The sequence below is a fragment of the Paenibacillus sp. OAS669 genome (genome assembly GCF_014873645.1).
GTDB classification, from domain to species: Bacteria; Bacillota; Bacilli; order Paenibacillales; family NBRC-103111; genus Paenibacillus_S; species Paenibacillus_S vulneris.
In genome coordinates this window covers 108,580-134,816 of record NZ_JADBDR010000019.1, presented here as the reverse complement: position 1 = coordinate 134,816, position 26,237 = coordinate 108,580, and the positions used below count along the sequence as shown (strand labels likewise).

The following is a 26,237-nucleotide window of genomic DNA, read 5'->3' as shown; positions in this document are numbered from 1 at the left end:
TTTCATGAGCCAGGCTTCGATTCAACATGTACTTTTTGATGATGTGCCTTCGATTCAACTGGATGCCGGAGGATACCGGGCTGTTATTGCGTACGCGGTGGGCAGCAATATGGTCGAGCTTAGCCGGCCTGCCGAAGGGTTGAGCTTTCTTCGCACCCCGGATAATGGAGAGCTTCTGCGGCAAAAAAGCCAACGCTACGGGCTGCCCCCCTTATTTCCTCCTAACCGGATTATTGACGGGAAATTTTCCACGCCATACCGGGATTATGTTCTCCCGTTGAACAGCTCGGACGGGGCTCATTTCATGCATGGCATTTTGCACAAACGTCCTTGGCGTATCGAATCGGAGAAGGTTCTTGAGAACGGCGCAGCCGAGGTGGTTCTTGTTATGGACATGGGTAAGGACGGTGAAATGTATCCCTATTTTCCTCATGAATTTACTTATGAGCTCACCTATACCTTGTCAGAGCAGGGTCTTCATCAGCTGGTGCGGATTACGAACCATAGCCATGAACCGATGCCGCTTGGGGTTGGATTTCATACGGCGCTGCGCGTCCCGTTTCACAAGGAAGGACGGGAGGAAGACTACCGTCTCGCGATTTCCGTAGGGGAAGAATGGGACCTGACGCAATTGTTCGTGTCTACCGGCAAGCTGCTGCCATTATCCGAAGCAGATCGAGCACTGCGCGGGGAAGGAATTGCTCCAACGGGGGAGCCGTATGCGAAGCATTTTATAAGCAGCGCCGTGGAGCGGAACGGCAAGCCGTTTTCAGGTGCTGTACTGAAGGATACGGCAAGGAACATCAGCCTGGTCTATGAGGTCGATCCTCAATATGGGCATTGGACGGTTTGGAATGATGACGGCAAGAGCGGATTTACATGTCCTGAGCCGCAAACCTGGACGAATAACGCGCCTAACGTGCCGCTCCCAGGGGAAGTGACCGGATTCCGGCTGCTGGAGCCGGGAGAGACCTGGTCGGCATGGACGAAGCTATTTGCAGAGCTAAGCTAGATTTGTAAGGAAGAAGCATGATGGAATCATTAAGGGGAGAGTGAGTCGATGACACTGCAAATCGGATTTGTCGGCACCGGAGGCTTTACGAAGTTTCACTGCAATTTATTGGCCAAAATGGATGGAGTGCAAATACGGGCCTTCTGCGCGACGAACCAGGAGAAGGCGGACCGGCTAGCCGCTGAGTGGCAGGGAGCCGAAGGCTACGACAGCATTCACCGGATGCTGGACGAGACGTCCCTGGACGCCGTCTACATTTGCGTTCCCCCGATGGCTCATGGAGAAATCGAAACCGCGTTGATTGAGCGGGGCATCCCCTTTTTTGTAGAGAAGCCGGTGGGGCTTGATCTGGAGCTTCCTCACGCAATTTTGCAAAAGGTTCAGGAGAAAAAGCTGATTACCTCCGTCGGGTATCATTTCCGGTATATGGATTCCACGCAGCGTGCGGCGGCGGTGTTAGCCGAGCGTACGATCGGGATGGGCCTCGGCTACTGGATGGGCGGAATGCCACGGGTGGCTTGGTGGCGCAAGCAGGACGGCTCCGGCGGGCAGTTCATCGAGCAGACGACGCATATCGTCGATTTGATGCGCTATCTGATGGGCGAGGCGGTGGAAGTGTACGCAGCCTACGGCAGCCGTTTTATGCATACCTTGGAAGAAGGAGTAACGACCCCGGATGTCGGAACGGTGACGATCAAGCTGGCGAGCGGCGCGGTAGCGACTATCTCGAACACGTGCATGCTTCCTGCAGGAGGGCCGACAGGTCTGCATCTGTATACGGATCAAGGCATTATGGAGCTGACACAGGGGGGCTTGAAGGATATCGGCAAAACGACGGTGTGCGAATATAAGAATCAGAGCAACCCTTACGCTCGCGCGCATGAAGCGTTCCTTCATGCCGTACGGACAGGCGATACCAGCGGCATACTATCCACGTACGAGGATGCGGTCAAAACACAGGCGATTGCTGTAGCTGCTCTTCAATCTGCCGAGCGGGGAGTGCCTGTACGTCTAGGCTGATGAGAATAAACGGAGTGTTCGCCGCAGGACGCTCCGTTAGTCTTTTTTACCGGCAAGTTCAAATAATGGTCACAGTCAAGCGTGGAAAAATATGGGATACTAGAGAGGTGACGCATAAGGCGGAGGAGGTCTTTCGATGTCCCTGGAGGTTTCAATGCTTTACCTGCAACGGCAAATTTCTTCTTGATCCTAGCGACCCGCAGTATAGGAAGGTCAAAACCAAGCAAACCAAATATTATGTATGCCGATCCTGCAATTCGTCGATCCAAGGAGAGGCCGTGAAGCAAACCGGCTTGGACCCTAAGCTGCTTGATCCGAAAGGCTATGACAAGTTCATCCCGTAACTCCTTTTCGCCCGCACGGCTGAAAGGGTAAAAACATCAGAGAGATTGGCTGCAGCCTAGATTTGAGTCAGGTTACATTCTTGTAAAACTATGGATACTTCAGGAGGCTGATCTTGTGCTGAAAAACTACATCTGGCCCCGCGGAAAGAAAAAGAAGCTAAGTCAATACGATCCGGAGGATACGGGATTAGCCGCGAGTAAGGAAGAAGCCGCCGAAGCTGTGGAGAAGCTGAAGGAGGATCTGCAGCAGCTGCAGGACATACTATTCGCCCAAAAGAAATATTCGGTGCTTATTGTATTTCAAGGGATGGATTGCAGCGGCAAGGACGGTGTTATTAAAAAGGTGCTGTCTGGTGTGAATCCGCAGGGCTTCAAGGCAATAGCCTTCAAAAAACCGACGCTGGATGAGGCGGCTCACGATTTTTTATGGAGAACCCACAAGGAAGTGCCTGCCCGGGGCTACATCACCGCCTTCAATCGTTCTTACTACGAGGATGTGCTCATAACCCGCGTCCACGAACAGATCGATGATGAAGAGGCAGAACAGCGCTTTAAGCACATTAAGCATTTTGAAAAGCTGCTGAGCGACCATAACACCGTAGTCATTAAGCTGTTTCTTCATATATCCAAAGACTTCCAAATTTCCAAAATCGAGCAAAGGCTAAAAGACCCGTCCAAAACGTGGAAATTCGATCCTAATGATTTGCTGGAGCGCAATTTCTGGGATTCCTATGAAAAGGTATACGAGGATGTTTTCAATAATTGCAGCTTCAAGCACGCTCCATGGCATATCATCCCTTCGAATCATCGCTGGTACCGTGATTATCTTGTTCTAAGCATTATAGTCGATGAGCTGCGAAAGCTGCCGCTGGAATATCCCGAGCCGGATGCGCAAGTGAAGGAACGAATCCTGCTGCTTCCGGACAGCAAGTGATGATCCCAAGAAGAGCGGTCAACATGCTAATGTGCTGGCGGCTCTTTTTTTGTTCAATCGATATCCCGCATCTAGTTCCTCTGATCGGCTTTTCCTCAGGTAAGTTTGCCTATAATCAAAAAACCTCTTGCTGCCTTATAAGACCGGCTTGTAAAATAATACCAACCCTGAATGGAAGATGAGGTTGGAATAAAGAAAGCAAGGAGAAATGGTATATGAACAACATTGCATTGATCTGTCCTACCCATGATCCTGCCGGCGGCAATGTAGCCTTTATTCGTACCTGTGTGGGGCAACTGCGTGAGATCTATCGAGATATCTACATTACAGTGAGCGATGAAAGCGATAACAGAGTGGTTCGTGAATTGGTTCCAGCATAAGATTCAAGTGTAATGGGGGCGGACGGCTTAGCCTTGCATCATAATCGTAGCGATAAAATAAGCACACCAACGCTGTTAATCCATGGAAAGGGATGAGGCTTGATGTTATACCGAAGATTAGGCGTGACGGACGTACAAATTCCTGTAATCGGTCAAGGAACCTGGAAGCTCGGGGAGGACCCGAGTAACGCTGGGAGAGAAATCGAAGCCTTAAGGTTTGGTTTGGAAAATGGGATGACCTTGATCGATACGGCAGAGGAATATGCCAAAGGAGGCTCGGAGCGCATCGTAGGCGAGGCTGTTGCGGACGTGCGCAAGGAGGTCTTCCTGGTTACGAAGGTGTCCGCCAAGCATTGCTCGTACGAAGGAGTTTTGCAGGCGGCGGAGGCCAGTCTGGAGCGTCTGCGAACCGGCTATATCGACCTTTATTTGCAGCATTGGCCAAGCCCGCAGTTCGAGGTGGCAGAGACAATGAGCGCGATGGCCGAATTGGTCGATAGAGGCTGGGTCCGGTACGTTGGGGTCAGCAATTTTAGCCCTGAGCTGATGATGGAAGCACAGCGCGCTTTGGGCAAGCATCCCCTGGTCTGCAATCAGGTAGGCTATCATCTGAACGATAGATCGGTTGAGAAGGATATACTGCCTTATTGCCGAAGCAATGGAATAACCGTTATGGGCTACTCTCCTTTCGGTTATGCTCCCGAGGTGTTTGGCAAGAAAGGCTTTCCAGCACCCGGTACGAAAGAAAGAGTCATTCTTGAGCAAATCGGAGCCAGGCACGGGAAGACAGCTCATCAGGTTGCGCTAAACTGGATCCTCCGTCAGGAAGGCATGGTGACCATCCCGAAGGCCGCCGGTATCGAACATATAAGAGATAATAGAAATGCTATAGGCTGGGAACTGGACGTAACCGAGCTGGAGTTGATAGAAAGCGCCTTTCCCGTAACAGCGGGGGATTAACAGAGCGGAGGGAAACAAAGTGGATCAGCAACAGGCTATCCAAGCGGCAGTACGAAAGGCGTATTTTCATAAGGACCAGGACATAAGGACGAAGCCCGTCCCTTATGGAGTGAATAACACTACGTGTTATGTGCTTTCAGGAGAACAAAAGTACGTTTTCCGCATCTACGATAACCGCCATGACGAGCAGCCCATTCAATTCGAGCTGAACGTGCTGGCTTCATTGAAGCGGCAAGGCCTATCCTTTGAAGTCCCTGCCCCTGTACCTAATCAAGAAGGACAATGGATTACGAGACTGGATAACGGCAAGCTTGGCGTATTATTTCATTGCATCCCGGGAGAACGGCCCCGTCCGGAGGATGCTTATCGGTTCGGGCGGGCTGCAGGGGAGCTGTCGGTTGCACTGGGCTCCATTGAAGTTTCCGGCAAGCCGCCATACCGCGGAGGCTCCTATCATTTATATGAGGTTCATCCTCTCATTTCCAAAGAGATGCTACATGAAAGCCTGTCTCGGCCGGCGGACCCGGAGGATGCTCAGGCGGCGGAATTTATGCTGCAAGAGGTTGTTTCGATGGAAAAGAAGAAAGAGAGCTTTTCACGAATGCCTCATCAGTTGGTGCATGGCGATCTTGCATTGAGCAATATGTTGATTCACGATGGACGCATTTCCGGCATATTGGACTTTGAATTTTGTTCACCGGACGTCAGAGCGATGGAGCTTGCCGTGGGCTTAATGTCATTCGTTCAAGAGGAGAGTTCCTTTCTTACCAGAGCGGAAAGCATAATTTCCGGATACAGCGAACAGGCTTCGTTAACCGCCGAGGAGATCGGCATGCTTCCCAGCCTTATTAGACTGAGGTATATAGGGTCGTATATCCATCATCTTGGCCGTTCAGCAGCAGGAGTGGGAGCATTCGATGCGGCACGCAAAAGGCTGCATTCATTCTTGAAGCTTTCGGAAGCTCTTGTACGGACTGAGGAGGCATTGCTGCAGCTTGGTTCCAAGTATTTGGCGGCGCGCTTTTAAGCCAGTGCAATAGCAGCAACTTACAGGATGGCAAGCCGATTCGGAATGGAGTTGTTCTATGAAGCTTTTTACGAAAGAAATAAAGAATATCAAGGTAGAGGGACGTTTATTTCATTGCATCATCGATCAAACCCCGCAGCTTGAAGCCGTCATATTCAAAATCTATCCCGCAAGCACCAAAACGTCGTATTGCCAGATGTCGTTTTCCTGGACGGCGGCCTGGTCTGTAACGTTTCATAAGCCTAGTGTTTGTGCCAGCTTAATACGGTATGCGTTGGGAAGCGGCTGGGATCCCAGCCTTGAAAAAAATAGATGGGAAATTCCCGATGCCGATTTTCTTATTCATAAATTGCAGCTTGATAACCTGGAAGGGTAGTATCGTTCTAAAATGGATTTGGAGCGGGCGATTCACGAGCTAGTTCAGGCGTATGCGGTTTGAGTCATTTTTCATATAAGCTGTTCCAATAGATGATTTCCGAAGTGACCGGGAGTCATCTTTTTTCATTTGCAACGCAAGATGCCCTGCGAACTCCCTCTTGAATCAACACTCTGCAGCATCGAGAGCTTGCTCTGGTACAAATGCCCATAAAATGGGCGGTTGACTCAGTAACAAAAGCGGAGATGCTCCATACATTGGAATTATGTTTCAGAAGCGATCGAACCTTCCATCCTGCTTTCACCGTAACCAGAAAAAATTACTTGGAGGTTTTACCCGATGAATGAATTCCAAAATGATCTTCAACAACTGAATGTATCCCAATTTCAAGCGAGCGACATGACCCCTTGGGTCGATGAAAGCCAGTACCAGGCAGCTCCATTCCCAATGGGTGCGGATCCTAACGACCCGTCCAGGTTATGTGTCGGTTTTTGTGCGGGCTTCTGCGGCGGCTTTTGTGGTGTGTTTTGCAGCGGCTTTTGTGCGGGCGTCTGTGGCGGCTTCTGCGGTGGTTTTCGCTGTGGAGGATTCCGTTGCGGTGGTTTCCGTTGCGGAGGATTCCGCTGCGGTGGATTCTGCGGCCATCGCTGCCGTTAAGCCATTAGTTTCTGAGTTGTCTACGTTCGGCAGTCCTGCCGAGGAACTATGCCCCTCACAACATGATGTTGTCAGGGGCATTTTCTTCATGGCAAGGCATGTCGGACGAAACTGCCTACATATAATATACAATACATTGTACCATAAACTGGCAATTCGCAATCGTTAGGAGGAGTGAAATGACCAGTATAACCCCTGCTGCGCGACTGAAGGTAAAGGAGGATACGTTTTTTCTCCCGGTTCCGGATGAGGGTGTGTATTTCCGCAACAATGTCGGTACCTTCCGCATGGAAGGCGCGATGATCGACCGATGGATCGAAAAGCTGGTCCCCATGTTTAACGGGGAGCATACGATGGCGGATTTGACGAACGGCTTGTCGAGCCCTCATCTGGAGAGGGTGTATGAAATTGCCGAAGTATTGTACCGAAAAGGGTTCGTTCGGGATGTAAGTCAAGACATTCCGCATCAATTAACGGATGGGATTATGAAAAAGTTCGCGGGGCAAATCGCTTTTTTGGAAAGCTTCGGCGATTCGGGCGCGTACCGGTTCCAATGCTATCGTCAGGCTGACGTATTGGCGGTCGGGTCCGGGCCTATGTTCGTTTCGCTGGTCGCTGCACTGTTGGAGTCTGGTCTTCCTAAAATCCATATGCTCATAACCGAATCAGTACCGACGAACCGGGAGCGGATTGTGGAGCTGGCCAATCAAGCCCGCCGTACGGACCCGGAGGTCGAAGTTAGGGAAATTGAGCAGCGAAAGGAAGGAGCCGACGGCTGGAGAGAGATGGTAGAGCCATACCAATCCATCGTGTATGTGTCCCAAAAAGGGGATATCGATGAATTCCGGCTTCTTCACGATGTATGCAAAACAGAGAAGAAGCTTTTGCTGCCGGCTATGTGCCTGCATCAAACAGGCATGGCAGGACCTGTTGTGCATCCGGGTTCCGAGGGGTGCTGGGAGTCGGCATGGCGCCGGGTGCATCCAGCCTCTGTATGGAAGGACCCTGAGCTTCATTCCTTCTCCACCACGGCAGGGGCGATGCTCGCGAATGTCATCGTATTTGAGCTGTTCAAGTCGATGACCGGACAATCTGAACCAAGAAATTCATTCTTTCTGTTGGATCTGGAAACATTGGAGGGAAGCTGGCATTCCTTCATCCCTCATCCCATGGTGAACGGCTTCGAGACGAATCGGGCGATTCAGGCGCCGGATCTGCAGCTTGACGGCAGGGAAGAGACCCTGGTCCAGGGGGACCCCAACCGTCTGCTATCGTATATGAGCCGGTTGACTTCACCTCAGTCAGGAATTCTTCATTTATGGGAGGAGGGAGACTTGAGGCAGCTTCCCCTGTCCCAGTGCCGCGTTCAAGCGGTTGATCCGCTGTCGGAAGGGCCCGCGGCTCTGCTGCCTGAGCAGATCGGAGTGGGGCTGACGCATGAGGAAGCCCGCCGGGAAGCGGGATTATTAGGGATTGAGGCGTATGTAGCAAGATGGGCGGAGAAGCTTGTACATACCAACGAAGTGATTGGAATCGGCGCGGGGGCAACCCGGGCGGAAGGAATTGTACGCGGCTTGCAGGCTCATTTGTCCCAACAACAGTCCATGCAGCTCAGGAAACGGGTGCCGTCCGCGGCACGAGTGCCGGCCGGCAGGGTAGAGGACGAACGGTGCCGGTATTATTTGCAGCAGCTGTCCGCCTGGAGAAGGGACCCTGTGATCGCCTTCGGAGAGGAAATAGCAGGCTTTCCTGCCGTGTGGGTTGGGTTTGGCGATGGCTGGTACGGCGGCAGCGGCTTGAATAAGACTGCGGCTCTGCGGAAGGCGCTGCAGGGTGCGCTGTTAGGGCTGCAAAACGGCTCTGTCCCTCCTGCGGATCAGGTGCAGACAGCTTCGTCCGTGCGTATCGTTAGGGAAGTCCCGGGCGAAATCACGTTCCCTTCTATAGAAGGATGGTCCCATTCCAGGTCCATGCAGGAAGCTTTGGAGACGATTAGCAGCCAGGGCAAGCAGCTCTTTGTAGTCGATTTGGCTGTGGAGCCGTTTTTGAAGGAAGAGCTGCAAGGCGTATTCGGTGTGCTGCTGCGAGAGGGGGGATCCCGATGAATACCGGGGTAGCTGTTATCGGAGAAGGCCAGCTGGCGGAGCTTGTATGCGGCGAGCTGTCCTCTTTGTGCCGACTGGCGCGTCGAAGTGATTTCAAGGAGGGAGTGCCGGAAGGAATGGGGCTCGCCCTGGTGCTGAGCGATGCATGGCATCCGTTACTTCATCGGGAAGCGGAAGAGGTGTTCCGCTCCTTGGGCATCCCATGGCTTCGCGGGTTCGTTGCCTTCGGCGAAGGGGCGATAGGCCCGCTGGTTCGACCCGGCCTGACCGGATGCTCGCAGTGCGCCGACACGCGGCATCTGATGGCGGGACGAGACCGCAAGGAAATGTGGATGCTGGAGCAGCGCCTGACGGAGCATGGCGGAGTTCCGCATGATGCATGGGCATCCCGGACAGGATTGCTCCAGATGGCACATCTGATCTTGAAGGAATGCCGTGCAGTGCTTGAGGGCGGACGTTCCCGGCTGGAAGAACGGATGCTGTTCCTGGATATGAAATCATTGAGAGCTTCAAGTCACTTCTTTTTGCCTGACCCGTTATGCCCGGTCTGCAGCCAGCTGCCTGAAGATACTCCGGCGGGAGCCCAAATAACCCTTCAGCCGAGTCCCAAGGTGGACAGAGCAAGCTTCCGGAGCAAGTCATTGAAAGATCTGGCGGGAGTTCTGGTTCAAGACTATCTGGATATCAAGACCGGCTTCCTGAACGGAAAAATGATGGATTTTGTATCTCCGTTTGCCGATGTCAGCGTCAATCTTCCCTTGTTCGATCATGACGAGGTGACGGCGGGGCGAACGCATTCATATGCGAGCAGCGAGCTGACCGCCATTATGGAGGGGCTGGAGAGATACTGCGGCATGGAGCCTCGCGGCAAAAGGCTGGTGATCCGGGACAGCTACCGCAATCTGGCCGATAGCGCTCTGCATCCTGCGGCAGCGGGACTGTATGCCACAGAGCAGTATGAGCGGCCTCATTTTCCGTTCAAGCCCTTTCACCCCGATGACCCGATAGATTGGGTATGGGGCTATTCGTTTGGCAGGCAAAGTCCAATCTTGGTCCCGCTGCAGCTTGCTTATTATACCTCGCCCTGCGGACAAGGCTTTGTCTACGAGACCTCGAACGGCTGTGCGCTGGGCGGCAGTCTGGAGGAAGCTATTTTTTACGGCATTATGGAGGTCGTGGAACGGGATTCCTTCCTGTTAACCTGGTATGCCAGGCTGCCGCTGCCCCGGCTCGATCCTTTTTCCGCAGGCGATTCGGAGCTGGAGCTCATGCTTCACCGCCTGAAGGCGGTTGCGGGCTTCGATGTATTGCTGTATAACGCGACGATGGAGAACGGCATTCCTAGCGTTTGGGCGCTGGCCAAAAATACGAAGCCGAACGGACTTAACCTGATTTGCGCCGCAGGGGCTCACCCTGATCCGGTTCGCGCTGCGAAAAGCTCGGTTCATGAATTATCGGGGATGATGCTCACGCTGAACGGAAAATTCGAGGAGAATCGGGAGCAGTATGCCCGAATGCTTCACGATCCGTCGCTGGTGCGCGGTATGGAGGATCATTCTATGCTGTACAGCCTGCGGGAAGCTGAGGAACGGCTTCACTTTTTGCTGGCAGGGGATCGGCCTCTAAGGTCCTTTGAGGAAGAGTTCAAACGTCCGCCGGAGCACCCGGATTTGACGGATGATTTGAAAGACGTCCTTCAAGCATTCCGGCGGTTGCAGCTCGATGTCATCGTAGTAGATCAAACGACTCCAGAATTAAAGCTCAACGACCTGCATTGCGTCAAGGTGCTCATTCCAGGCATGCTTCCGATGACGTTCGGCCATCATCTCGTCCGACTGACAGGGCTGGACCGGGTATTGAAGGTCCCGCAGCAGCTAGGCTATACAAAGCGGCCATTACTCCCCGAGGAGCTTAATCCTTATCCGCACCCGTTCCCCTAAACCGTGAGGAGGAAAAATGATGAGTCTGGACCGATTCCTGCACAGCCTCCATACGGCAAATGATGAGTCCCGGCCGCCGGATTGGGAAGTCGATTGGGAGGATGCGCCGCTGACCTACAAGCTGTATCGCGGCTTGCCGGTTGTTCCTTTATCGGCGGAAATGCCCTTATCGCTGACTGATCGTCCAACGAGGACTTTTCCTGATTTGTTATCCTTAGGCCATTTGCTGTGGTATGCATACGGTCTGACCCGAGTCAGCCAGTTTCCTGCGGACGTCACGATGTATGGAGGCACCCAGGTCCCGATGTACCGGCGCTTCGTTCCTTCCGGCGGCGGATTGTATCCGAATGAACTTTATGTATATTGGAAGACGTCGGATGTCCCGGAGGGAATATACCATTACGATGCGGCGCACCACCGGCTGGTTCGGCTTCGGGAGGGGAATTACGATGCTTACCTGACCCGGGCGCTTGGCGGCCAATGCGAGATGGAGGGGTGCTGCGGAGCCGTTATGGTTTCCGTTATGTTTTGGAAAAACTTTTACAAATATCACAACTTTGCTTATCGGCTGCAAGGCTTGGATACGGGAGTCCTGATCGGACAGCTCCGTGAAGCGGCCCGGCAGTTCGGGTACGACTCGGCCATGTGTTATCAATTTCTGGACCGGGGGGTTAATCATCTGCTCGGGCTGTCTGACAGAGAGGAGAGCGTCTATGCGGTCATCCCTTTATCGGCAGAGCCTGTGAGGACCTGGATGTATGACGGTATGAGGGGACAGGATGGGAGCACCGCAATGGAGTTATGCAGGGAGCTGCCTTGGATCCGGACGGATCACTATGTACGTTCACAGAACGTCAAGGAGTTTCCTGTGCTGACTGCGATGAATGCCGCGTCCATGCTGGAATCAACGGACTCCTTAGGCTGTGCGGGAGCGGGGAAGCATGCAGATAGCGGGCTGCGGGCCGTATACCTGCCTGAAGTGGAACGGTTGTCCTATGATCTGGCATCGCTTTGCCGGCAGCGGTATTCGCCGGAATCGGATTTTGTTCTGAAGAGAGTCACACCGTCAGACCTGGCTGTGCTTCTACGAGAGGCGGCCGATAGGCTAGCCTATCCCAACGATTCGCAAAGTCCGTGCCGGTCCGATCCCCTTGTATCGCTGTATTGTTGTTTGTATAACGTGGAGGGGATTCCGGACGGAGCCTACCGCTACGATAGAACGGAGCATGCACTGCGCTGTATCGCTCCGGGAGACCACCGGCTGCGGCTGCAGGAGGGAATGTCTCTGCATAACGTGAATTTATTTCAAGTGCCGATATGTATTCATGTGGCGGGTGACCGGAACTATTATCGATCGGCGTTTGGTTATCGCGGGTATCGCATGCAGCAGATGGAAGCGGGGATGCTTGTGCACGGCTTGTTGCTGGCGGCGTCCGCCATCGGCATGGGAGGGAGGCCCTTGCTCGGCTTCAGTCCGGAGAATAGTGATGATCTGTATTCATTGACCGGGCAAGGGAAGACCAGCCTGATCCAAATTCCGATCGGTCATTACCGTCAGCGGCCCCGGTTGGAGGGGGGGCTGCACAGTTAACGATTCACCGGCTTCGAAATTTGCTTAGAGGCCCAGGGAGCTTGGATCTCATCGAATTATGCCAGGTGGGAGCCCAGCGCGGGATATAGTGCCTTTCTCAACCTGTATAGGTTTCTCGACAATCTATCCGTTCGTAAAGAACGGATTTTTTTGTATCTCCAAAAGCTTACTAACATTAATGTTCACGAAACGTTGTGTTAATATATGGTATATTTATATAAAGAAAGGAGTCCTAGATATGAAAAAAATCATTCTTCCACTTTCCATAGGCGTCATGATCGGCTTAACGGCTACGACCGTCTCGGCGGCATCGGAGTCTGTACAAGCTGCTATTGCCCAATTCGTATTCAAGGTGAACGGTGAAGAGAAGGAACTCAAGAACAGTCCATTGGTCGTAGACGGAACCTCCTATTTACCGGTAAGGGAGGTCGCTGCTTTACTCGGCTACGAGCTTGATTACGACGAAGCGACGCGAACCATTCAGCTGGACCCGAAGAAGGCTAACCATAGCATGTACCAGGAATTGACTGCAGCCCCGGACTTGACCGAATGGATCAAGGTACCTGATCTCCTCCGATTTTATGAGGGCAACGACATCAAGGCATCGCTGTCCGGCGATAGCTCGACGACCCATCTGAAGATAGGCGTTTACGGGGTTGGCTTTCCGTTCGCCTTCAGCGACCAGTACCAGCAACCGGATGTCCCTAAGCTTTATCAACGGCCAAGCGGAAAATTGTCCATGCTGGTGTACCAGAGCAATCTGTTCGTCAACAAATCCGAAATAAAAAACCTGGGCTATCCTATCGAAGAGGAATGGATTCCCGCAGCGGAGATAGCCAATGATCAAGTTAAGCTCGATTTCACCCCGTTGAATGGGGTAAAGAAGCTGCAACCCGAATTTTTAAACACGGAACAAGGCATTCTGCGCGCTATGAACTCCAAGGACGGTGTTCTGCTGAACAAAGAGGATTTAAGAGCGAGAGGCTTCATAAAATGAGGATTTTTCATGAGTAATGAACACCCTAGTATAGCGGAAATATGCGAAATAGGAGGGTGGGATTATCCGCCGGTTTACATTGCAATGGTTTTAAACTCATGGGTTTCCAAACAGAGTAGCTGCCGGACAGGCAGTGCTCTTTTTTTACCTTCGTATGCTATGATATAAGTTAGATGAATCTTGAAGCTGAAGGGAGAATCCAAGATGGCGGCATGGAAAAATCAGGCGCCGGTTGCAAAGGCGGAAATGTTGATACGGAGACCGGTTGAAGAAGTATTTGAGGCTTTCATTGATCCTGCAGTGACTACGAAATTCTGGTTTACCCACAGCAGCGGAAGACTGGAGCCAGGGGCACGGGTTAAGTGGGAATGGGACATGTATGGAGCATCCGCAGAGGTTGAAGTGCTGGAGATCGAGAAGAATCAGCGCATTCTCATCCATTTCGGGTCCAGGGTGGAGTGGATCTTTACTTCCAAGGGGGAGAAGGAAACCTTCGTTACGATTACCAATATCGGCTTTCAAGGCGAAGCGGATGATGTCGTGAAGCAGGCGATAGGATCGACGGAAGGGTTTACGATTGTGCTTTGCGGGCTTAAGGCGCTATTGGAGCACGGCATCGTCTTGAATCTTGTGTCGGATAAAGCTCCTTATGCTCACGTGAAGCGTGGATAAGCCGGATAGAAACAAGCATTGGCAGCAAGCCCTGCAATGGTCGAGAGAGGCGAATGTGGAGCCTGCAGAGCTCATTTCCTCCTGTATAGGGATGGGCGTTCCTGTGTGTCTCTTCGCCGCATGGGGCCATCTTCCTCTTGGAATGATAGCTGCACTAGGCGGCATTACCATAGGTGAAATAGGCTTACGCCCGGGCCTTTTGGCGCCAGCTGGCCGGCTGGCAGTATACGCTTCGATTAGGGTGCTGTCTTGGTCTAGCCGAGGGAATCCGGTGGGTATGGCCCGGGCATCATTTTTATTGGATCGTACTGACTGCGGCGATCTTGACGGAACGGAAAGCGGACCCGGTACCGGTCAAAACGATTCAAAGGGTAACCGGCACCGTCATCGGCGTAGCTGCCGTCAGTGCGCTCTTTGCCTATACGCTGCCTGAATGGGCGGTCGTCGTGGCGGTGGGGTTGCTTGCCGGGTTGAGACCGTGGTTGAAGGCGCGGAATTATTTGCTGTACTCCGCAACCATGACCCCGCTTATTTTTTTGCTGTACTCCGCAACCATGACCCCGCTTATTTTTTTGCTGATGGACGCGGGAAAACCGCTCGACGGTCTAGCGCTTCTGGACCGAATAACGGCAACGCTGATCGGAGCAGGCCTCGTCGTGCTGCTTAATCTCATCTTCACCCGGCCGGTCTTTCAAGAGCGGAATTAATCCGTCAAAAGGATCTCCTTGTACATGTTCACTTGTTCGATCATATGTCCAATATTTCCTTCGCCGGCATACTGCGACATATCGAAAAAATCCTGATCCAGGTCCGACCAGTATAATTCGTTTTCATCCCCTGTCACGGCGATATCATGCTTCAATCTTCCGGCATAGACTTCGACGTAGCATTGCTGCAGGTAATAGGTAAAATCCATCACATGATGCAAAGTGACATCCTCTTGGGAAATGCCGGTTTCCTCTAACAGCTCCCGGTAAGCGGCTTCGAACCCGGCTTCTCCCGTCTCGATTTTTCCGCCTACCAGATTGCTGAGTCCCTTGTACGGGTTTTTCAACCGTTTGCACATGAGCAGCCGGTCCATGCTATGATTGTAGATCATTAGAACGTTATAACCTTGCATGAGCTGTCCTCCTGAAATGATTGCATAGACAAGTATAGGTTCACTATGCGCTGAATTATTGCAAATGTAAATAGAAAAAGTCCTTTGGGTTAGTTCCAAAGGACTTTTTTAGATAGAATTTCGGGACTTCCTGTAAAGCTTCGATTCCAAGGCTCCGCTTTGTGAGATTCCTCTACCAAGTGCCTGACTATAGCTTCTTGATTCGTCCTTTAAACTGCTGAATGAAGCGCGAGTTGGATTCGTCGCCGCCGCTGGCATTGCCGCTCATCCAGATGGGCGGGCGGATGCCGTCCTTGACCAGCAGCTCGATGGTTTCCGCGACCAGCGAATTTAAGAGATACGCATTGGCGAAGGTGGACATGGCGGCAACCCGCTGATCAAGCCCCTCGATCTCCACTACCGCGTCTCCGACTTCAATCTTGGTATCCAGCACGATATCGACCAGATCGTGCAAATTGTGCTTGGACGGATGCCGCGCCACATGGTCCGCGGGCGTAGCCAGCGCGTGCCGGACGGAAGTGACGCCGATCGTTCGAATTCCGCGGGCTTTGGCCTCCAGGGCCGAATCTATCGTAGCCGAATTAATGCCATAGGAATTAATAATGATCAATAAATCCCCCTGCTTCAAGCCGTAGTCATCCAGTACGATATTTGCATACCCTGGCGTCCGCTCGACGGCCATGGATCTTAGGGCGCCCCCGCTGAGCAGCGTACCTTCGTCCAGGATGGCACTGATATGCATAAGCCCCCCGGCACGGAAAAAAATCTCCTGCGAGCCCAGGTTCGAGTGGCCACCGGGGCCATAGGCATAGACGAGCTTGTCTTGCTTGATATGCTCCGCCATCATGCGGGCGGCCCGGGCGATCGAAGCCTGTTCTTCCTGATGAAGCAGCTCCAGATGCTGAATAATTTTATGAAGGTATTGGGTCATTGCGGCCGTGCTCATAGACTTCCCTCCCGGCTGGAGGTAGTGGAATCGAAGACGCGATTCCCGTTCTTATAGGTTTGAACGATGCTGAGGCTCTGACGGTTCCATTCGAACAGGGCCAGATCGGCAGGCGAACCGACGGAGAGCCCGTTCTGCGAAGGCAGCTGCATGAAAGCGGCGGGGCGTATCGAAGCCATATCCCACGCCTCCTCGAGCGCTGCCATTCCGCTTCTTGCCAGATGGGAGATCCCCCAGGGCAGGAGCTGCACCGATCCCGCAAGAAGACCGGGGTTGTCTGCCAGATGAAGACGCCCTTCGGGGGTAAGGACGACCCGGCCCCCGATATGATTATCGTACACGCCAGGCTCCATGCCGCTTAAATAGACGGCATCGCTGACGAGCAGCGCGCGTTCTCCCTTGGTGCGCAAAATGACCTTCAATACCGATTCCGGCAAATGGAAGCCGTCGGCGATAAGGCAGGCCGTTAACCCGTCCTGGCTTAGCTGCTCCCATATATAGTTGGGATGCCGGGGGAGCATCAAGTGAGCGCCGTTGCCCAGATGAGTGGACATTCGCGCACCTGCTTTGACGGCAGCGTCGATTTGCCCGGGAGAGGCGGAGGTGTGGCCGATGGAGACGGTCACGCCCTGCTCCACGCACCGCTCAATGAATTCGACCGATCCCGGCCATTCCGGCGACAGCGTGATGATCTTGATCCGGCCTCGAGCCGCCTCCTGCCACCGCTGGAATAAAGGCCAGCTCGGTGCTTTCGTATACAGGCTGTCGTGTGCGCCGCGGGGCCCGTCCTCCGGCGATATGAAGGGGCCTTCCAGATGGATGCCGGCAACCCCGGCATGCGCGGCAGGATCCTCATCACAGGCGCGGGCAATAGACTGCATGGCTTGCTCGATCTCTGCGTCCCCGTTCGTAATGACCGTAGGATAATAAGAGGTCACGCCTTCCTTCCAAAGCCCGCGTGTAGCGCGTTGTACCGCTCCAGCGGCAATCGGTATCGTATTAAAATCGGATCCGCAGTATCCGTTGATCTGCAAATCTACCAGCCCGGGAGCGATCCAGGGCAGTGCTGCTTTCTTCTTCGTTGACAAGGGCTGAATAGCCGAGATTCGGCCGCGCTCGATGTGAACCGTAACGGGTTCCTTTGTCCTGTAGTGAATTCCTTCTACCGTCGTTACGTTTCCCGACATGTCCTTCATCTCCTAACCGAGGTCTCCGTATGCGTCTTTATCCAGATATAGCGTACAATCCGAATGCCGGCGGAGAATCGTAGAAGGACATTCCGTAGAAATGGGACCGCGCAGCGTCCTTTGAACGGCCGCGGTTTTGGTGACACCCGGAACCATGCAGTATAGGTGCGCTCCGGAGAATAGGGCAGGGATAGTCAGCGTCAGAGCATGGGTAGGGACGTCCTGCAGACTGGCAAAGCAGCCGTCGTTGACCTGCTGCTGCCGGCACGGCAAATCGAGCTCGACACTCTTGACGAGTGCCGGATCGTTAAAGTCTGCGACAGGCGGATCATTAAAGGCGATATGACCATTCTCTCCGATACCCAGGCAGACGATATCGATGGGAGCATCCCCTAGCAATCCAGCGTACCGCTGGCATTCCTCGTTGATATCACCCGAGCAGTTGATCAAATGGACGTTCCCCGGCTTGACTTCGTCAAACAGCCGTTCCCGCAGAAAGGCGCTGAATCGCTGCGGAGCTTCCGGGGCAAGCCCGATATATTCGTCCATGTGAAACACGGTAACGCGGGACCAGTCGATCCCGTCGGCCTGCTTCAACGTCTGCAGAAATTCGTTTTGTGAAGGCGCTGCGGCAAAAATCATCCGGATGCTGCTCTTGCTGCCGAGCAGCTCCTTCATTTTGGCGGCGACATCGCTGCCGGCCGCTTTTCCAAGCTGCTCTCTATTCTCGTAGACGTGAACTTGCAGCCGGTCGACGGTTTGCGTTCTTAAGGGGTGTATGGTTTCGTTCATGGTTCAATCTCCTCTCTTATCTCTTGGGCTAGGGCATTCCGGATGAGGCTTTCAATCTGCGGCTGAAAAGGCGCCTGCAGCCCGAAATAGGGGACAGAGCCGTGTGATTCATAGCCGCCCTGTTCCAGCTGCTCCGCCGTTGGCACATAGCCGATCATTCCGTTGGTGTAGCCGAGCGGAAGCATAGTTCCGCGGGATGCTTTTTTTACAAAAAGACCGTAATCCACCACCATTTCCGCATTAAAGGTAATAAGGGAAAGCTCCTTTGCTAAAGTCAGCCTCGTAATTTCGAGCGGAATGGAGCCTTGCCTGCGGGTAGGCTGACCAAGCAGCAGGCGGGCCCGCTCTCCCTGAATGTCTGCCAGCTTCGCCTGCTCCTCGAGCTCTTCCACGGTCGGGACGGACTGAAAGGGCAGCGGCAGCACCAGGGTGTGACTGGGCAATAAAGCTGGAGCGAGCTCGTTCATCGGCTGGCAGCAGATGCGAAGCGCCTCTTCACACAGCCAGCTCCCGAAGCGCTCCACCTCCATGCGGTGGCCCCGATAAAATTGACCGTCCTGAACCAGGGCCGGCCGAATATCCCCGCAGCATCCTTGCAGGAAAGCGCCGGTGACGCCGCTGCCCAGAGCTTGCTCGATCCGTTCCAGAGCCGCTCCGCAGTACTCGGGAGAAATTTCGCTATCCCCCGTCGTAGTGGGATGGCAGGTATAATGAACGAACAGCCCTTTGGTCCTTCCGTCGGGGGTACGGAACCGGATTACGGTGACTTCCGGATCGACGGGGCCGTTCTCGTTCGGGGCCATTTCGATATGCCCGTCGATGTCTTTTCTCCGGTTAAACCCGATCCGGCAGTGTCCGGTTCCCTTTTCCATCATAACGGGCTCCATGGTTTGAAGCGCTTGTTCGATGCCGCTCTCGAGCCTTCGCTCCAATTCCTGCAAATATCCAGGATCCGGCCTGCCAAGAGCATCGGTAAAGCAACCGCTTGTCTGGGGACCGGAATGGTTATGGGTTGCATGGAGCAGCACCGAATCCAATCCGTACCGTTCCCGCAGCTTGGGCGAGAGCCGGTTCACAAGGTCGCTGCCCCACCAAATCAAATCCGCCGATACCAAGAGCACTGTTGTCTTGCTGCCCGAAACTCGAGACTGCTGCAAGCAATGAATTCTCGCGTATAACGGCTGGGCAATATGTTCGAATGTCCCGGTTCGGTGGGCGAAGCCGGCAAGGGGGACGGGCATGGCTGGAGTAATATCCACTTTGGCGGTTCCGAGATGTAAGGATCTTGTCATAGCCTGCCTCCTTATGCGCTCGAAGCATCTGAATAAAGCTCGATGATCAGCAGCACGTTACGTATAATATGGAACGGGTCTTTGACGGGCAGCGCCACGACTTTGTCCATCGGCTCTCCGCTGCGGTCGCGAATCTGAATCCATTCCCCGATCCGAGGGTCCGTGTGGGGAAAGGTCCGAAAGACATAATCATGCGTCTGCCTATACAGCTCCTTGAAGCCCGGATCGCCGGACAGCTCATAGGCCAATAAAGAGGCATATAGCGCTTCGGAATGGGGCCACCACAGCTTGGTGTCCCATGTATCCAGAATCAGCGCTTCGTAAGGGTCTCCTGTCCGCTGGCCTGTCGGCGGGCCGCCGTCCTGGTCGACAAAGCGCAGCAGGCCTCCTTGCTCCGTATCCCATCCCAGCTCAAAGGCCTTTCGAATGACGGGCAGCGTTTGAGTAATGAGATCCTCCCGGCCCAGCTGCCTGGCTGTCTGAATGACGAACCACATGCATTCCAGCGTATGGCCGGGATTGACGTGGCGGCATAGAACGGTAGGAGGTGTCTCGCCGCTGACAGGGAGCAGCTCGGCAATCCGTTGATCAGGCATGCGGAACTCTGTTATGATGGATTCCGCATAATGGAGGCAATCCTTCTTGAGACGCTCGTATGCAGGATGGCGGAAATGCTGCAGCGCCTCCATAAGCTGCTCGGAAATATTCAGCATAATCATGGTGACAGAGTGGGACTTCAAGCCTTGAGGGATTGGATAGGGCTCACTGCGGATTTGCCCATCCCGCAAGCGAAGCCGTATCCGGTCATATCGTTCGAGCGCGTCGTTCGCGAGCTCCTGTCGTCCGCTGCAGCGGGATAATTCGGCAAATCCGAGCACGACGAAGCAATCCGCATAAAAGCTCGTGTCGAAGCCCTCGCCCGGAACGCTCTCCTTCATGCGGCCGTCCTCCGTCAGGAGAAAGGCACAATTCCCGTTGCTGAGGACGACATGGTTCTTGAGAAACGCCGCTGCATGCTCCGCTTCTTGTTGAAAGGTAGAAGCTTCCCCTGGCAGTACACCCTGGTCGGTTAATCTTGCAATCCGTGACCATATCCAGAGGAATCGTCCCTGTGACCAGGTATACTTATCTGTGTTGACAAGGTCGCTTCCCGAATTGGTAAAGCAGGTAAACAGGCCGCCGTGACGCTGATCTACTGCATGTTTCCAGAAGGGAAGCAGGTCTTCCAGCAGGTGGCGTTTATAAAATGACAGCAGCGTACGGGGGTCCCAAGCTTCGTTCATGATGCTGTTCATACCAAGTTCCTCCTGTAGATGGGAGCAAGTTTTGCAAAGGTTCAGTCCGACTATACTTGCCCCCATGATTTGGTTCATTTAAGCTTTCATACCGTGGTCTGGAGAATTTGCTTCCTTCGCATCGGCACTAAGCGATTGCAGGAGCTCTTCAACCTTAGGAGCAACCGGGGCGCTGCCTTTGAGCCAGCCCATGCCGATAAACAGAATGGCCGAAACAACAACGGGAGAAGCCACCAGTGTTGCTGTACTAACAGTAATCACATATTTGACGATAACGAAGGTGACGATCCCGGCCGCCCAAGATACTATGGCCGCAGTAGAATCGCTGCGCTTGAAGGCGGGGATCAAGCCGAGCAGCATCGGGATCGAGATCGGACCGACCAGAGCGCCGAACCAGACGATAAGCAGGTTCAATATGCCGCCGAAGGTGCTGGAGTACACCGCTATAATAAGGGTAAGCACCACGAAGGTGATCATCGCCCCGCGGGCGACACGAAGCGCTGCTTTCTCGCTAAGCGAACGGTATCGCTTGGACATTACAGGCAATATATCGCGGGTAATTACCGCTGTAATGGCATTGGCATCCGACGTGGTCATAGCCATCGTATGGGCAAACATGGAGGCCAGCACCAGGCCGATCAAGCCGTGCGGCAGCAGATCCATCGTCATCATCGAGTAAGACTGGGTCGGATCCTTCAAGTTTTGATAGAAGAGGGGGGCGGCCCACATAGGGAAGAACAGGATGAGAGGCCATACCAGATACAGCACACCGGACAGCAAGGCCGCTTTGCGCGCCTCGGAACCGTTCGGAGAAGCGATGTAGCGCTGCGCCAGGTTCCATGTGCCGCCGTTGTAGCTAAGGAAGTCAATCAGAACGTAGGCAAGGACGAATCCCAAGGTATACGGACCGACCAAAGGCTGACTGTGGGAAGGGGGGAGCTTATCCCAAATGTCTGTAATCGCTTCCATTCCGCCGAGCTTCATGACCACGATGACGAACATGGCGATTCCTGCAATGAGCTGAACGATGAATTGGGCAAAGTCGGTCCAGGCATCCGCCCACAAGCCGCCGATAGCTGAGTAAATAAGGGAGATCAAGCCGGATAAAAAGATGCCCAGATTTAACGGGACCCCGGCGAATACATTGAGGATAACGGCGATGGCGGCCCATTTGGCCCCGACGTCAAACAGCTTGAGCAGCACGCCGCTCCAGGCCATCAATTGCTGGGTAGGCACGTTGTATCTGGTGGAAAGATACTCCATGGGGGATTCGATATTCATCCGTTGGCGCAGCCGGGCCCAGCGGGGAGCGATAAGGGCGGCGCCTGCAAATACCGCTATGGATACCGGGATGGCCCACCATACGTACAGCGTGAATCCGTAAGTATAAGCGACACCCGCATAGGCGACAAAGACAGCCGCGCTGTAACCGGACATGTGATGAGAAATGCCGGACAGCCACCAAGGCATCTTACCGCCTGCCGCAAAAAAGTCTTGAGTACCGCTGATTTGGCGAAAAGACCAAACCCCGATGCCCACCATGAGAAGGAAAAACAGCCCCAACACGATCCAGTCTAACATTGACATAATGGAGTTCACCTCTGCATTTTAATAGGATGCGGACAATTAATCCTAAACTAGGACTAATTCACACTACTAAATTAACACGCTTACATTTCCTGTGTCAATCGTCTATTCACCATTTTGTCACTTTATTTTATGGCAAGAAAAAAGCTGTTATTCCTTTTCAAAATCAAGAATAACAGCGAAAGCGGCCCCGATGCCGGAGGCAAAATGACTTTTGATGAACCGTATGCGAGTCTTCTCGGTCGGAAATTGTAACGCCCGGCTTTCGACAGAGGACAGCACCGATTGCTTGAAGGCTTCCACCTTCTCAAACGGACTGTCGATGACGATAACCCCGGGATTCAGCAGCAAAATAATTTGCGAGACGGCGATACCGACATATTGACCGGCGCGCCGCATGAGGTCATTGAAGGAAGCAGATCCAGCCCCTTGGCTCGACAGATACGGCTCCAAATCCGCTTCCGTTCGGATATCGGGAAGCTGCTCTTGTACTTGTCTCAAGATCGCGGGAATGCTGACCAAGGCCTCCAGGCAGCCTCTTTGGCCGCAGCTGCAGAGAGGCCCGTTGGGGTCCACGCACAAATGTCCTACCTCCCCGGCTGTCCAGCTGGCTCCGCTATAAATTTGGCTGTCAATGATATGAGCTCCCCCTATGCCCTCGTCAATCCGCATATAGAAGGAATTCGACGCATGCTCGGCAGGTAGCCCGGAGGAAGGGGCTATGGCCGCCGCCTTCACAAGGTTCAGCACCTTGGTTTTTACCGGGAGTCTGGCGTCCATCCTGTCTTTAATACGCACGTTTCTCCAGCTTAGATGGGAGGAAAAGTGGACGACCCCCTCCATCGGATCGACCAAGGCCGGAACGGCAACTCCGATGCCAAGCACCTCGGGGTGCTGCGCTACAAGGGAGCTGCACAGCTGAATCAGCTTTTCAATATACGGATCAGGATCATCCCCGTTCATCGGAATGCTGCCCTTGTCCAGCACGGTAGAGCAATAATCCGTAACGACGTACTGAAAGTACGAATGCTGGATCAGGATGCCGATGCTTTTGTACGCTTCGGCCTGCAGCCGCAGCTGGATGCGCGGTCTGCCGACACCCCCTTGTTCATCGATGCCGGCTTCCTTAATGACGCCGTCTTTAATAAATTTATCTACAATCAATGAAATCGTATTTTTGCTTAAACCCAAAGCGGCAGCGATTTCTTGTCTGGACGTGTGATGTCCTGCGCGAAGGAGCGCCAACGTCCGTTTTTCATTTTGCTGCCTTAGCAGGGCTGTACCTTTACTCATGAAATGAGGGGCCTCCTTACCCGAATATACCCTTACACTTCATAATAGCATATTTTAAAAAGACCTAGCTAATGGTCCTCAGGCCTGTTTCTAATGATAAACCTTGTAAATGTCTTGAAAAAAACAGTCGGTTCCAGCATGATGATGGTAAGTGCTCTATCCAATAAAAGGAGGAACCAAACTATGAAGGTGCATTTTCTCGGAACGGCGGCTTTTGAAGGCATCCCGTCGCTCTTTTGCCAATGTCCGACTTGTGAGGAGGCCCGTGAACGCGGAGGGAAAAATATCCGCTCGCGCACATCCGTTATCATCGATAACGAGCTGAAGATCGACCTGCCGCCGGATACGCTATATCATTCTCATCGATATGGAATTCATATGAACCAGGTACGGGATTTGTTGATCACCCATTCGCATTCCGACCACTTGTATGCCGAAGATATGGTCATTCGGGCCAAAGGGTTTGCGCAGTACGGGGGTAGCCCCCTTCATGTCTACGGCCACGACCTTCCTCTGAGGCTCTGCCTTCAGACGCTTCAGGAGTACAACCACAGCTATGAATTTCATCGGGTGCTTCCGTTTGAGCCTGTCCAGACCCAAACGGCGACAATTGTTCCACTGCTGGCGGATCATGATAAGCGGGAAACCTGCTTGCTGTATTACATAGAAAAAGACGGGAAAACCATCCTTTACGGTCACGACAGCGGTTGGTTTCCCGAACAGACATGGGCCTGGCTGCAGGATAAAAAGCTGGATTTGGCGATTCTGGAATGCACCACCGGACGAAGTGTGCACCGTAACAATCATATGAACATCGAGGCTGTGATAGAGGCGAAGGCCTGGCTCGACGCCAACGGAGTGTTGAAGCCGGGAGCGCCGGCCGTCGTTACGCATTTCTCGCATAATGCAAGGCTGCTGCATGAAGATTTGATGGAGCTGTTCGAGCCGGCCGGTATCCAGGTCGCATATGACGGATGGGTGCTCTCATTGTGAAGCAAGATCGGATAGGCTACTGGGGATTTCATCTGGCGGGAGAGCGGAATTTAGCCTGCTGCTGCGATACCATAACAAATTGACAAGATGCTAGACACTCCGTACAATCTCCTTACGAATGCTAGATTTGGAGGAGAGACCTCATGTTTGATTGGGCCACCTTGAGTACGTTTGTAGCTGTCCTTATCGGGCTGTTTCTCGTGCCTGGTCCCGCTGTGCTGCTAACCGCCACCCGCGCCGTTCAAGGCGGGCCGAAGGCCGGCATTATGGCTGCGCTGGGCATCGCAACAGGTGATTTGCTTCATACTTTATTCGCTGCTATCGGGCTTTCGGCGATATTGATGACCTCGGCTATTGCATTTCAATTGGTCAAATATGCCGGAGCTGCCTATTTGATTTATTTGGGCATTCGTGCCCTAATCGAGAAGCCGTCCGATCCAGCGCTGCCGAAGGTTCAGGAGCTGCCGCCTCTGCTGTCCTTTGGGCAGGCGATAGTGACGGAGCTTTTGAATCCTAAGACAGCTCTATTCTTTTTAGCGTTTTTGCCCCAGTTTGTCCATCCGGAGCGGGGAGGATCGGTTCCCCAGTTCCTTATTCTCGGCCTTATCTTTGTCATACTGGGTACCCTATACACAATCGGGATAGCTCTAGGCATCCGTCAGCTTGGACGGCTGGTGAACAAAGTATCCTGGCTTGGTCGGTGGAGCGGCAAGCTGATCGGCGGCATTTATATTGGACTCGGACTTAAAGTCGCGATGCAGAATCGTTGAGGGCGGGAATCCATTGGAATAAGGGAAAAAAGAAGTCGACGGCGCGCACTGTCGGCTTTTTTCTTTTGCAGGCCAGCCGGGTGTGGACTAACAATAATTAGAACATGTGAAGCAGAGCGGGCCACAGTCTCAGGGGGACGCCGCAATGAGGACAGTCTGACTCACCCGCTAACCAGGGGAGCTGAGCTAGAAATGCCTCATCTTCAATCCGCTTGGCTTGGAGATACAGGTGCTTCCAGTTAAGCTCCTCGATCGTCTCCGAGGGCCGGACCTCTATCCGGAGGCCTTCTTTTTTTGGAGCAAACACGGGATCCTCCTTATACAGGAGCAGCGGACCGCTCTGCTGAGCGTCCGGCCACAAATACACGTCTTCACCGCAAGCCGGACACCCGAGGACGTATTCCTCGCCGTCCGGGAAAACAGTCAGCATGGAGGCCGCATCCCTGAAGCCTGCATAGGCGGCGGAAGCGGCAAGAAAGTATCGCTTCTCCGTCTCTTTAGTTCGTACATAGGAGACGAGCGATTCTCCCAAACCGGCCAGAACCGCTAGAGCCTCCCGATACGCCCGATAGATCTCCTTGGCCGCCTCTGGCTCCAGAGCTATACGGTCTCTGGCAAACTCGGCCGGAATCTCGCAATCCGGTTCATTGGGATTATTCGCTTCGAACATGCCGCAAGAGATGTAAATATCCAGCTGCGTCTCCAGATGGCCGGACGTTTGCGCGAGCATGAACAGATGAGGGACGGCGGCGTAGGTACAGCTGTATATCGTATTTTGATGAAAAAGCTGCTCCCAATACAATTCGTCCCGAACCTCAGGGTCGTATTGCTCTTTCAATCGGCTGAGCAGCATAGGGACCCTGTGCGACGATCCGAAGGGACCGCGCAGCTCTTGCCATCGGGGATCCGATAATAACAGCATTCCTTCAACCTCTTTCTCTATTCAG

Annotated in this window: 26 protein-coding genes; 17 read left to right on the top strand and 9 right to left on the bottom strand. The window is 53.4% G+C overall.

Annotated elements, in window-relative coordinates:
- Window positions 1-4 precede the first annotated feature (4 nt).
- The 15 genes from GGC63_RS30475 to GGC63_RS30405 all read left to right on the top strand — a co-directional run bounded on the left by GGC63_RS30475 (window position 5) and on the right by GGC63_RS30405 (window position 14,722).
- On the top strand, window positions 5-1,012 hold the full coding sequence (locus GGC63_RS30475) for an aldose 1-epimerase (RefSeq protein WP_192705491.1): 1,008 nt from the start codon (window positions 5-7) through the stop codon (window positions 1,010-1,012).
- Between the two features lie 48 nt (window positions 1,013-1,060).
- A complete protein-coding gene (locus GGC63_RS30470; RefSeq protein ID WP_192705490.1) occupies window positions 1,061-2,032 on the top strand; it encodes a Gfo/Idh/MocA family protein in 972 nt (323 codons plus the stop codon).
- A 107-nt stretch (window positions 2,033-2,139) separates the two neighbouring features.
- Window positions 2,140-2,376, top strand: a complete 237-nt coding sequence (locus tag GGC63_RS30465) for a hypothetical protein (protein WP_192705489.1) — start codon at window positions 2,140-2,142, stop codon at window positions 2,374-2,376.
- 115 nt (window positions 2,377-2,491) lie between these two features.
- Window positions 2,492-3,310, top strand: coding sequence for a PPK2 family polyphosphate kinase (locus tag GGC63_RS30460; RefSeq protein WP_192705488.1), 819 nt, complete (start codon window positions 2,492-2,494; stop codon window positions 3,308-3,310).
- A 215-nt stretch (window positions 3,311-3,525) separates the two neighbouring features.
- Entirely contained in the window at window positions 3,526-3,690 is a 165-nt protein-coding gene (locus tag GGC63_RS30455) for a hypothetical protein (RefSeq protein ID WP_192705487.1), read from the top strand.
- A 102-nt stretch (window positions 3,691-3,792) separates the two neighbouring features.
- On the top strand, window positions 3,793-4,650 hold the full coding sequence (locus GGC63_RS30450) for an aldo/keto reductase (protein ID WP_192705486.1): 858 nt from the start codon (window positions 3,793-3,795) through the stop codon (window positions 4,648-4,650).
- A gap of 19 nt (window positions 4,651-4,669) precedes the next feature.
- Window positions 4,670-5,677 carry a phosphotransferase gene (locus GGC63_RS30445; RefSeq protein WP_192705485.1) on the top strand — a complete coding sequence of 336 codons (1,008 nt, stop codon included), beginning with the start codon at window positions 4,670-4,672 and terminating at the stop codon, window positions 5,675-5,677.
- A gap of 58 nt (window positions 5,678-5,735) precedes the next feature.
- A complete protein-coding gene (locus tag GGC63_RS30440; RefSeq protein ID WP_192705484.1) occupies window positions 5,736-6,053 on the top strand; it encodes a hypothetical protein in 318 nt (105 codons plus the stop codon).
- Window positions 6,054-6,392: 339 nt separating this feature from the next.
- On the top strand, window positions 6,393-6,710 hold the full coding sequence (locus tag GGC63_RS30435; RefSeq protein WP_079912205.1) for a heterocycloanthracin/sonorensin family bacteriocin: 318 nt from the start codon (window positions 6,393-6,395) through the stop codon (window positions 6,708-6,710).
- 179 nt (window positions 6,711-6,889) lie between these two features.
- A complete protein-coding gene (locus GGC63_RS30430) occupies window positions 6,890-8,815 on the top strand; it encodes a putative thiazole-containing bacteriocin maturation protein (RefSeq protein WP_192705483.1) in 1,926 nt (641 codons plus the stop codon).
- On the top strand, window positions 8,812-10,755 hold the full coding sequence (locus GGC63_RS30425) for a TOMM precursor leader peptide-binding protein (protein WP_192705482.1): 1,944 nt from the start codon (window positions 8,812-8,814) through the stop codon (window positions 10,753-10,755). Before GGC63_RS30430 ends, GGC63_RS30425 begins: the two co-directional genes overlap by 4 nt.
- Window positions 10,756-10,774: 19 nt before the next feature.
- Window positions 10,775-12,346 carry a SagB family peptide dehydrogenase gene (locus tag GGC63_RS30420; RefSeq protein ID WP_192705481.1) on the top strand — a complete coding sequence of 524 codons (1,572 nt, stop codon included), beginning with the start codon at window positions 10,775-10,777 and terminating at the stop codon, window positions 12,344-12,346.
- Window positions 12,347-12,584: 238 nt separating this feature from the next.
- Complete coding sequence (locus GGC63_RS30415; protein WP_192705480.1) at window positions 12,585-13,343, top strand: copper amine oxidase N-terminal domain-containing protein; 759 nt, start codon at window positions 12,585-12,587, stop codon at window positions 13,341-13,343.
- A 204-nt stretch (window positions 13,344-13,547) separates the two neighbouring features.
- A complete protein-coding gene (locus GGC63_RS30410; protein ID WP_192705479.1) occupies window positions 13,548-14,015 on the top strand; it encodes an SRPBCC family protein in 468 nt (155 codons plus the stop codon).
- 209 nt (window positions 14,016-14,224) lie between these two features.
- Window positions 14,225-14,722 carry an FUSC family protein gene (locus GGC63_RS30405; protein ID WP_225948617.1) on the top strand — a complete coding sequence of 166 codons (498 nt, stop codon included), beginning with the start codon at window positions 14,225-14,227 and terminating at the stop codon, window positions 14,720-14,722.
- On the opposite strand, the gene GGC63_RS30400 is transcribed toward GGC63_RS30405, so the two are convergent.
- From GGC63_RS30400 to GGC63_RS30365, 8 genes are all read right to left on the bottom strand, one after another.
- Window positions 14,719-15,135, bottom strand: a complete 417-nt coding sequence (locus GGC63_RS30400) for an NUDIX hydrolase (RefSeq protein WP_192705478.1) — start codon at window positions 15,133-15,135, stop codon at window positions 14,719-14,721. The two genes, GGC63_RS30405 and GGC63_RS30400, sit on opposite strands and share 4 nt — an antisense overlap.
- A 187-nt stretch (window positions 15,136-15,322) precedes the next feature.
- Window positions 15,323-16,081, bottom strand: coding sequence for a sugar isomerase domain-containing protein (locus GGC63_RS30395; RefSeq protein WP_192705477.1), 759 nt, complete (start codon window positions 16,079-16,081; stop codon window positions 15,323-15,325).
- Window positions 16,078-17,268, bottom strand: a complete 1,191-nt coding sequence (locus tag GGC63_RS30390) for an N-acetylglucosamine-6-phosphate deacetylase (protein ID WP_192705476.1) — start codon at window positions 17,266-17,268, stop codon at window positions 16,078-16,080. Before GGC63_RS30390 ends, GGC63_RS30395 begins: the two co-directional genes overlap by 4 nt.
- 12 nt (window positions 17,269-17,280) lie before the next feature.
- Window positions 17,281-18,060 (bottom strand): glucosamine-6-phosphate deaminase, encoded by a 780-nt coding sequence (locus GGC63_RS30385; protein WP_192705475.1) that lies wholly within the window; start codon window positions 18,058-18,060, stop codon window positions 17,281-17,283.
- Entirely contained in the window at window positions 18,057-19,352 is a 1,296-nt protein-coding gene (locus GGC63_RS30380; protein WP_192705474.1) for a neutral/alkaline non-lysosomal ceramidase N-terminal domain-containing protein, read from the bottom strand. The genes GGC63_RS30385 and GGC63_RS30380 overlap by 4 nt, the downstream gene beginning before the upstream one ends.
- An 11-nt stretch (window positions 19,353-19,363) precedes the next feature.
- On the bottom strand, window positions 19,364-20,647 hold the full coding sequence (locus tag GGC63_RS30375; RefSeq protein WP_192705473.1) for an AGE family epimerase/isomerase: 1,284 nt from the start codon (window positions 20,645-20,647) through the stop codon (window positions 19,364-19,366).
- Window positions 20,648-20,725: 78 nt separating this feature from the next.
- Window positions 20,726-22,234, bottom strand: a complete 1,509-nt coding sequence (locus tag GGC63_RS30370) for a sodium:solute symporter family protein (RefSeq protein WP_192705472.1) — start codon at window positions 22,232-22,234, stop codon at window positions 20,726-20,728.
- Window positions 22,235-22,384: 150 nt separating this feature from the next.
- Window positions 22,385-23,527 carry an ROK family transcriptional regulator gene (locus GGC63_RS30365; protein ID WP_192705471.1) on the bottom strand — a complete coding sequence of 381 codons (1,143 nt, stop codon included), beginning with the start codon at window positions 23,525-23,527 and terminating at the stop codon, window positions 22,385-22,387.
- Window positions 23,528-23,710: 183 nt separating this feature from the next.
- Between GGC63_RS30365 and GGC63_RS30360 the strand changes: the two genes are divergently transcribed.
- Together GGC63_RS30360 and GGC63_RS30355 are read left to right on the top strand one after the other, a co-directional pair.
- On the top strand, window positions 23,711-24,520 hold the full coding sequence (locus GGC63_RS30360) for an MBL fold metallo-hydrolase (protein ID WP_079912219.1): 810 nt from the start codon (window positions 23,711-23,713) through the stop codon (window positions 24,518-24,520).
- Between the two features lie 143 nt (window positions 24,521-24,663).
- Window positions 24,664-25,290 carry a LysE family translocator gene (locus tag GGC63_RS30355; RefSeq protein WP_079912220.1) on the top strand — a complete coding sequence of 209 codons (627 nt, stop codon included), beginning with the start codon at window positions 24,664-24,666 and terminating at the stop codon, window positions 25,288-25,290.
- A 97-nt stretch (window positions 25,291-25,387) separates the two neighbouring features.
- Here the strand turns inward: GGC63_RS30355 and GGC63_RS30350 are convergent, their stop codons facing one another.
- A complete protein-coding gene (locus GGC63_RS30350) occupies window positions 25,388-26,212 on the bottom strand; it encodes a hypothetical protein (RefSeq protein WP_192705470.1) in 825 nt (274 codons plus the stop codon).
- Between the last annotated feature and the right edge of the window lie 25 nt (window positions 26,213-26,237).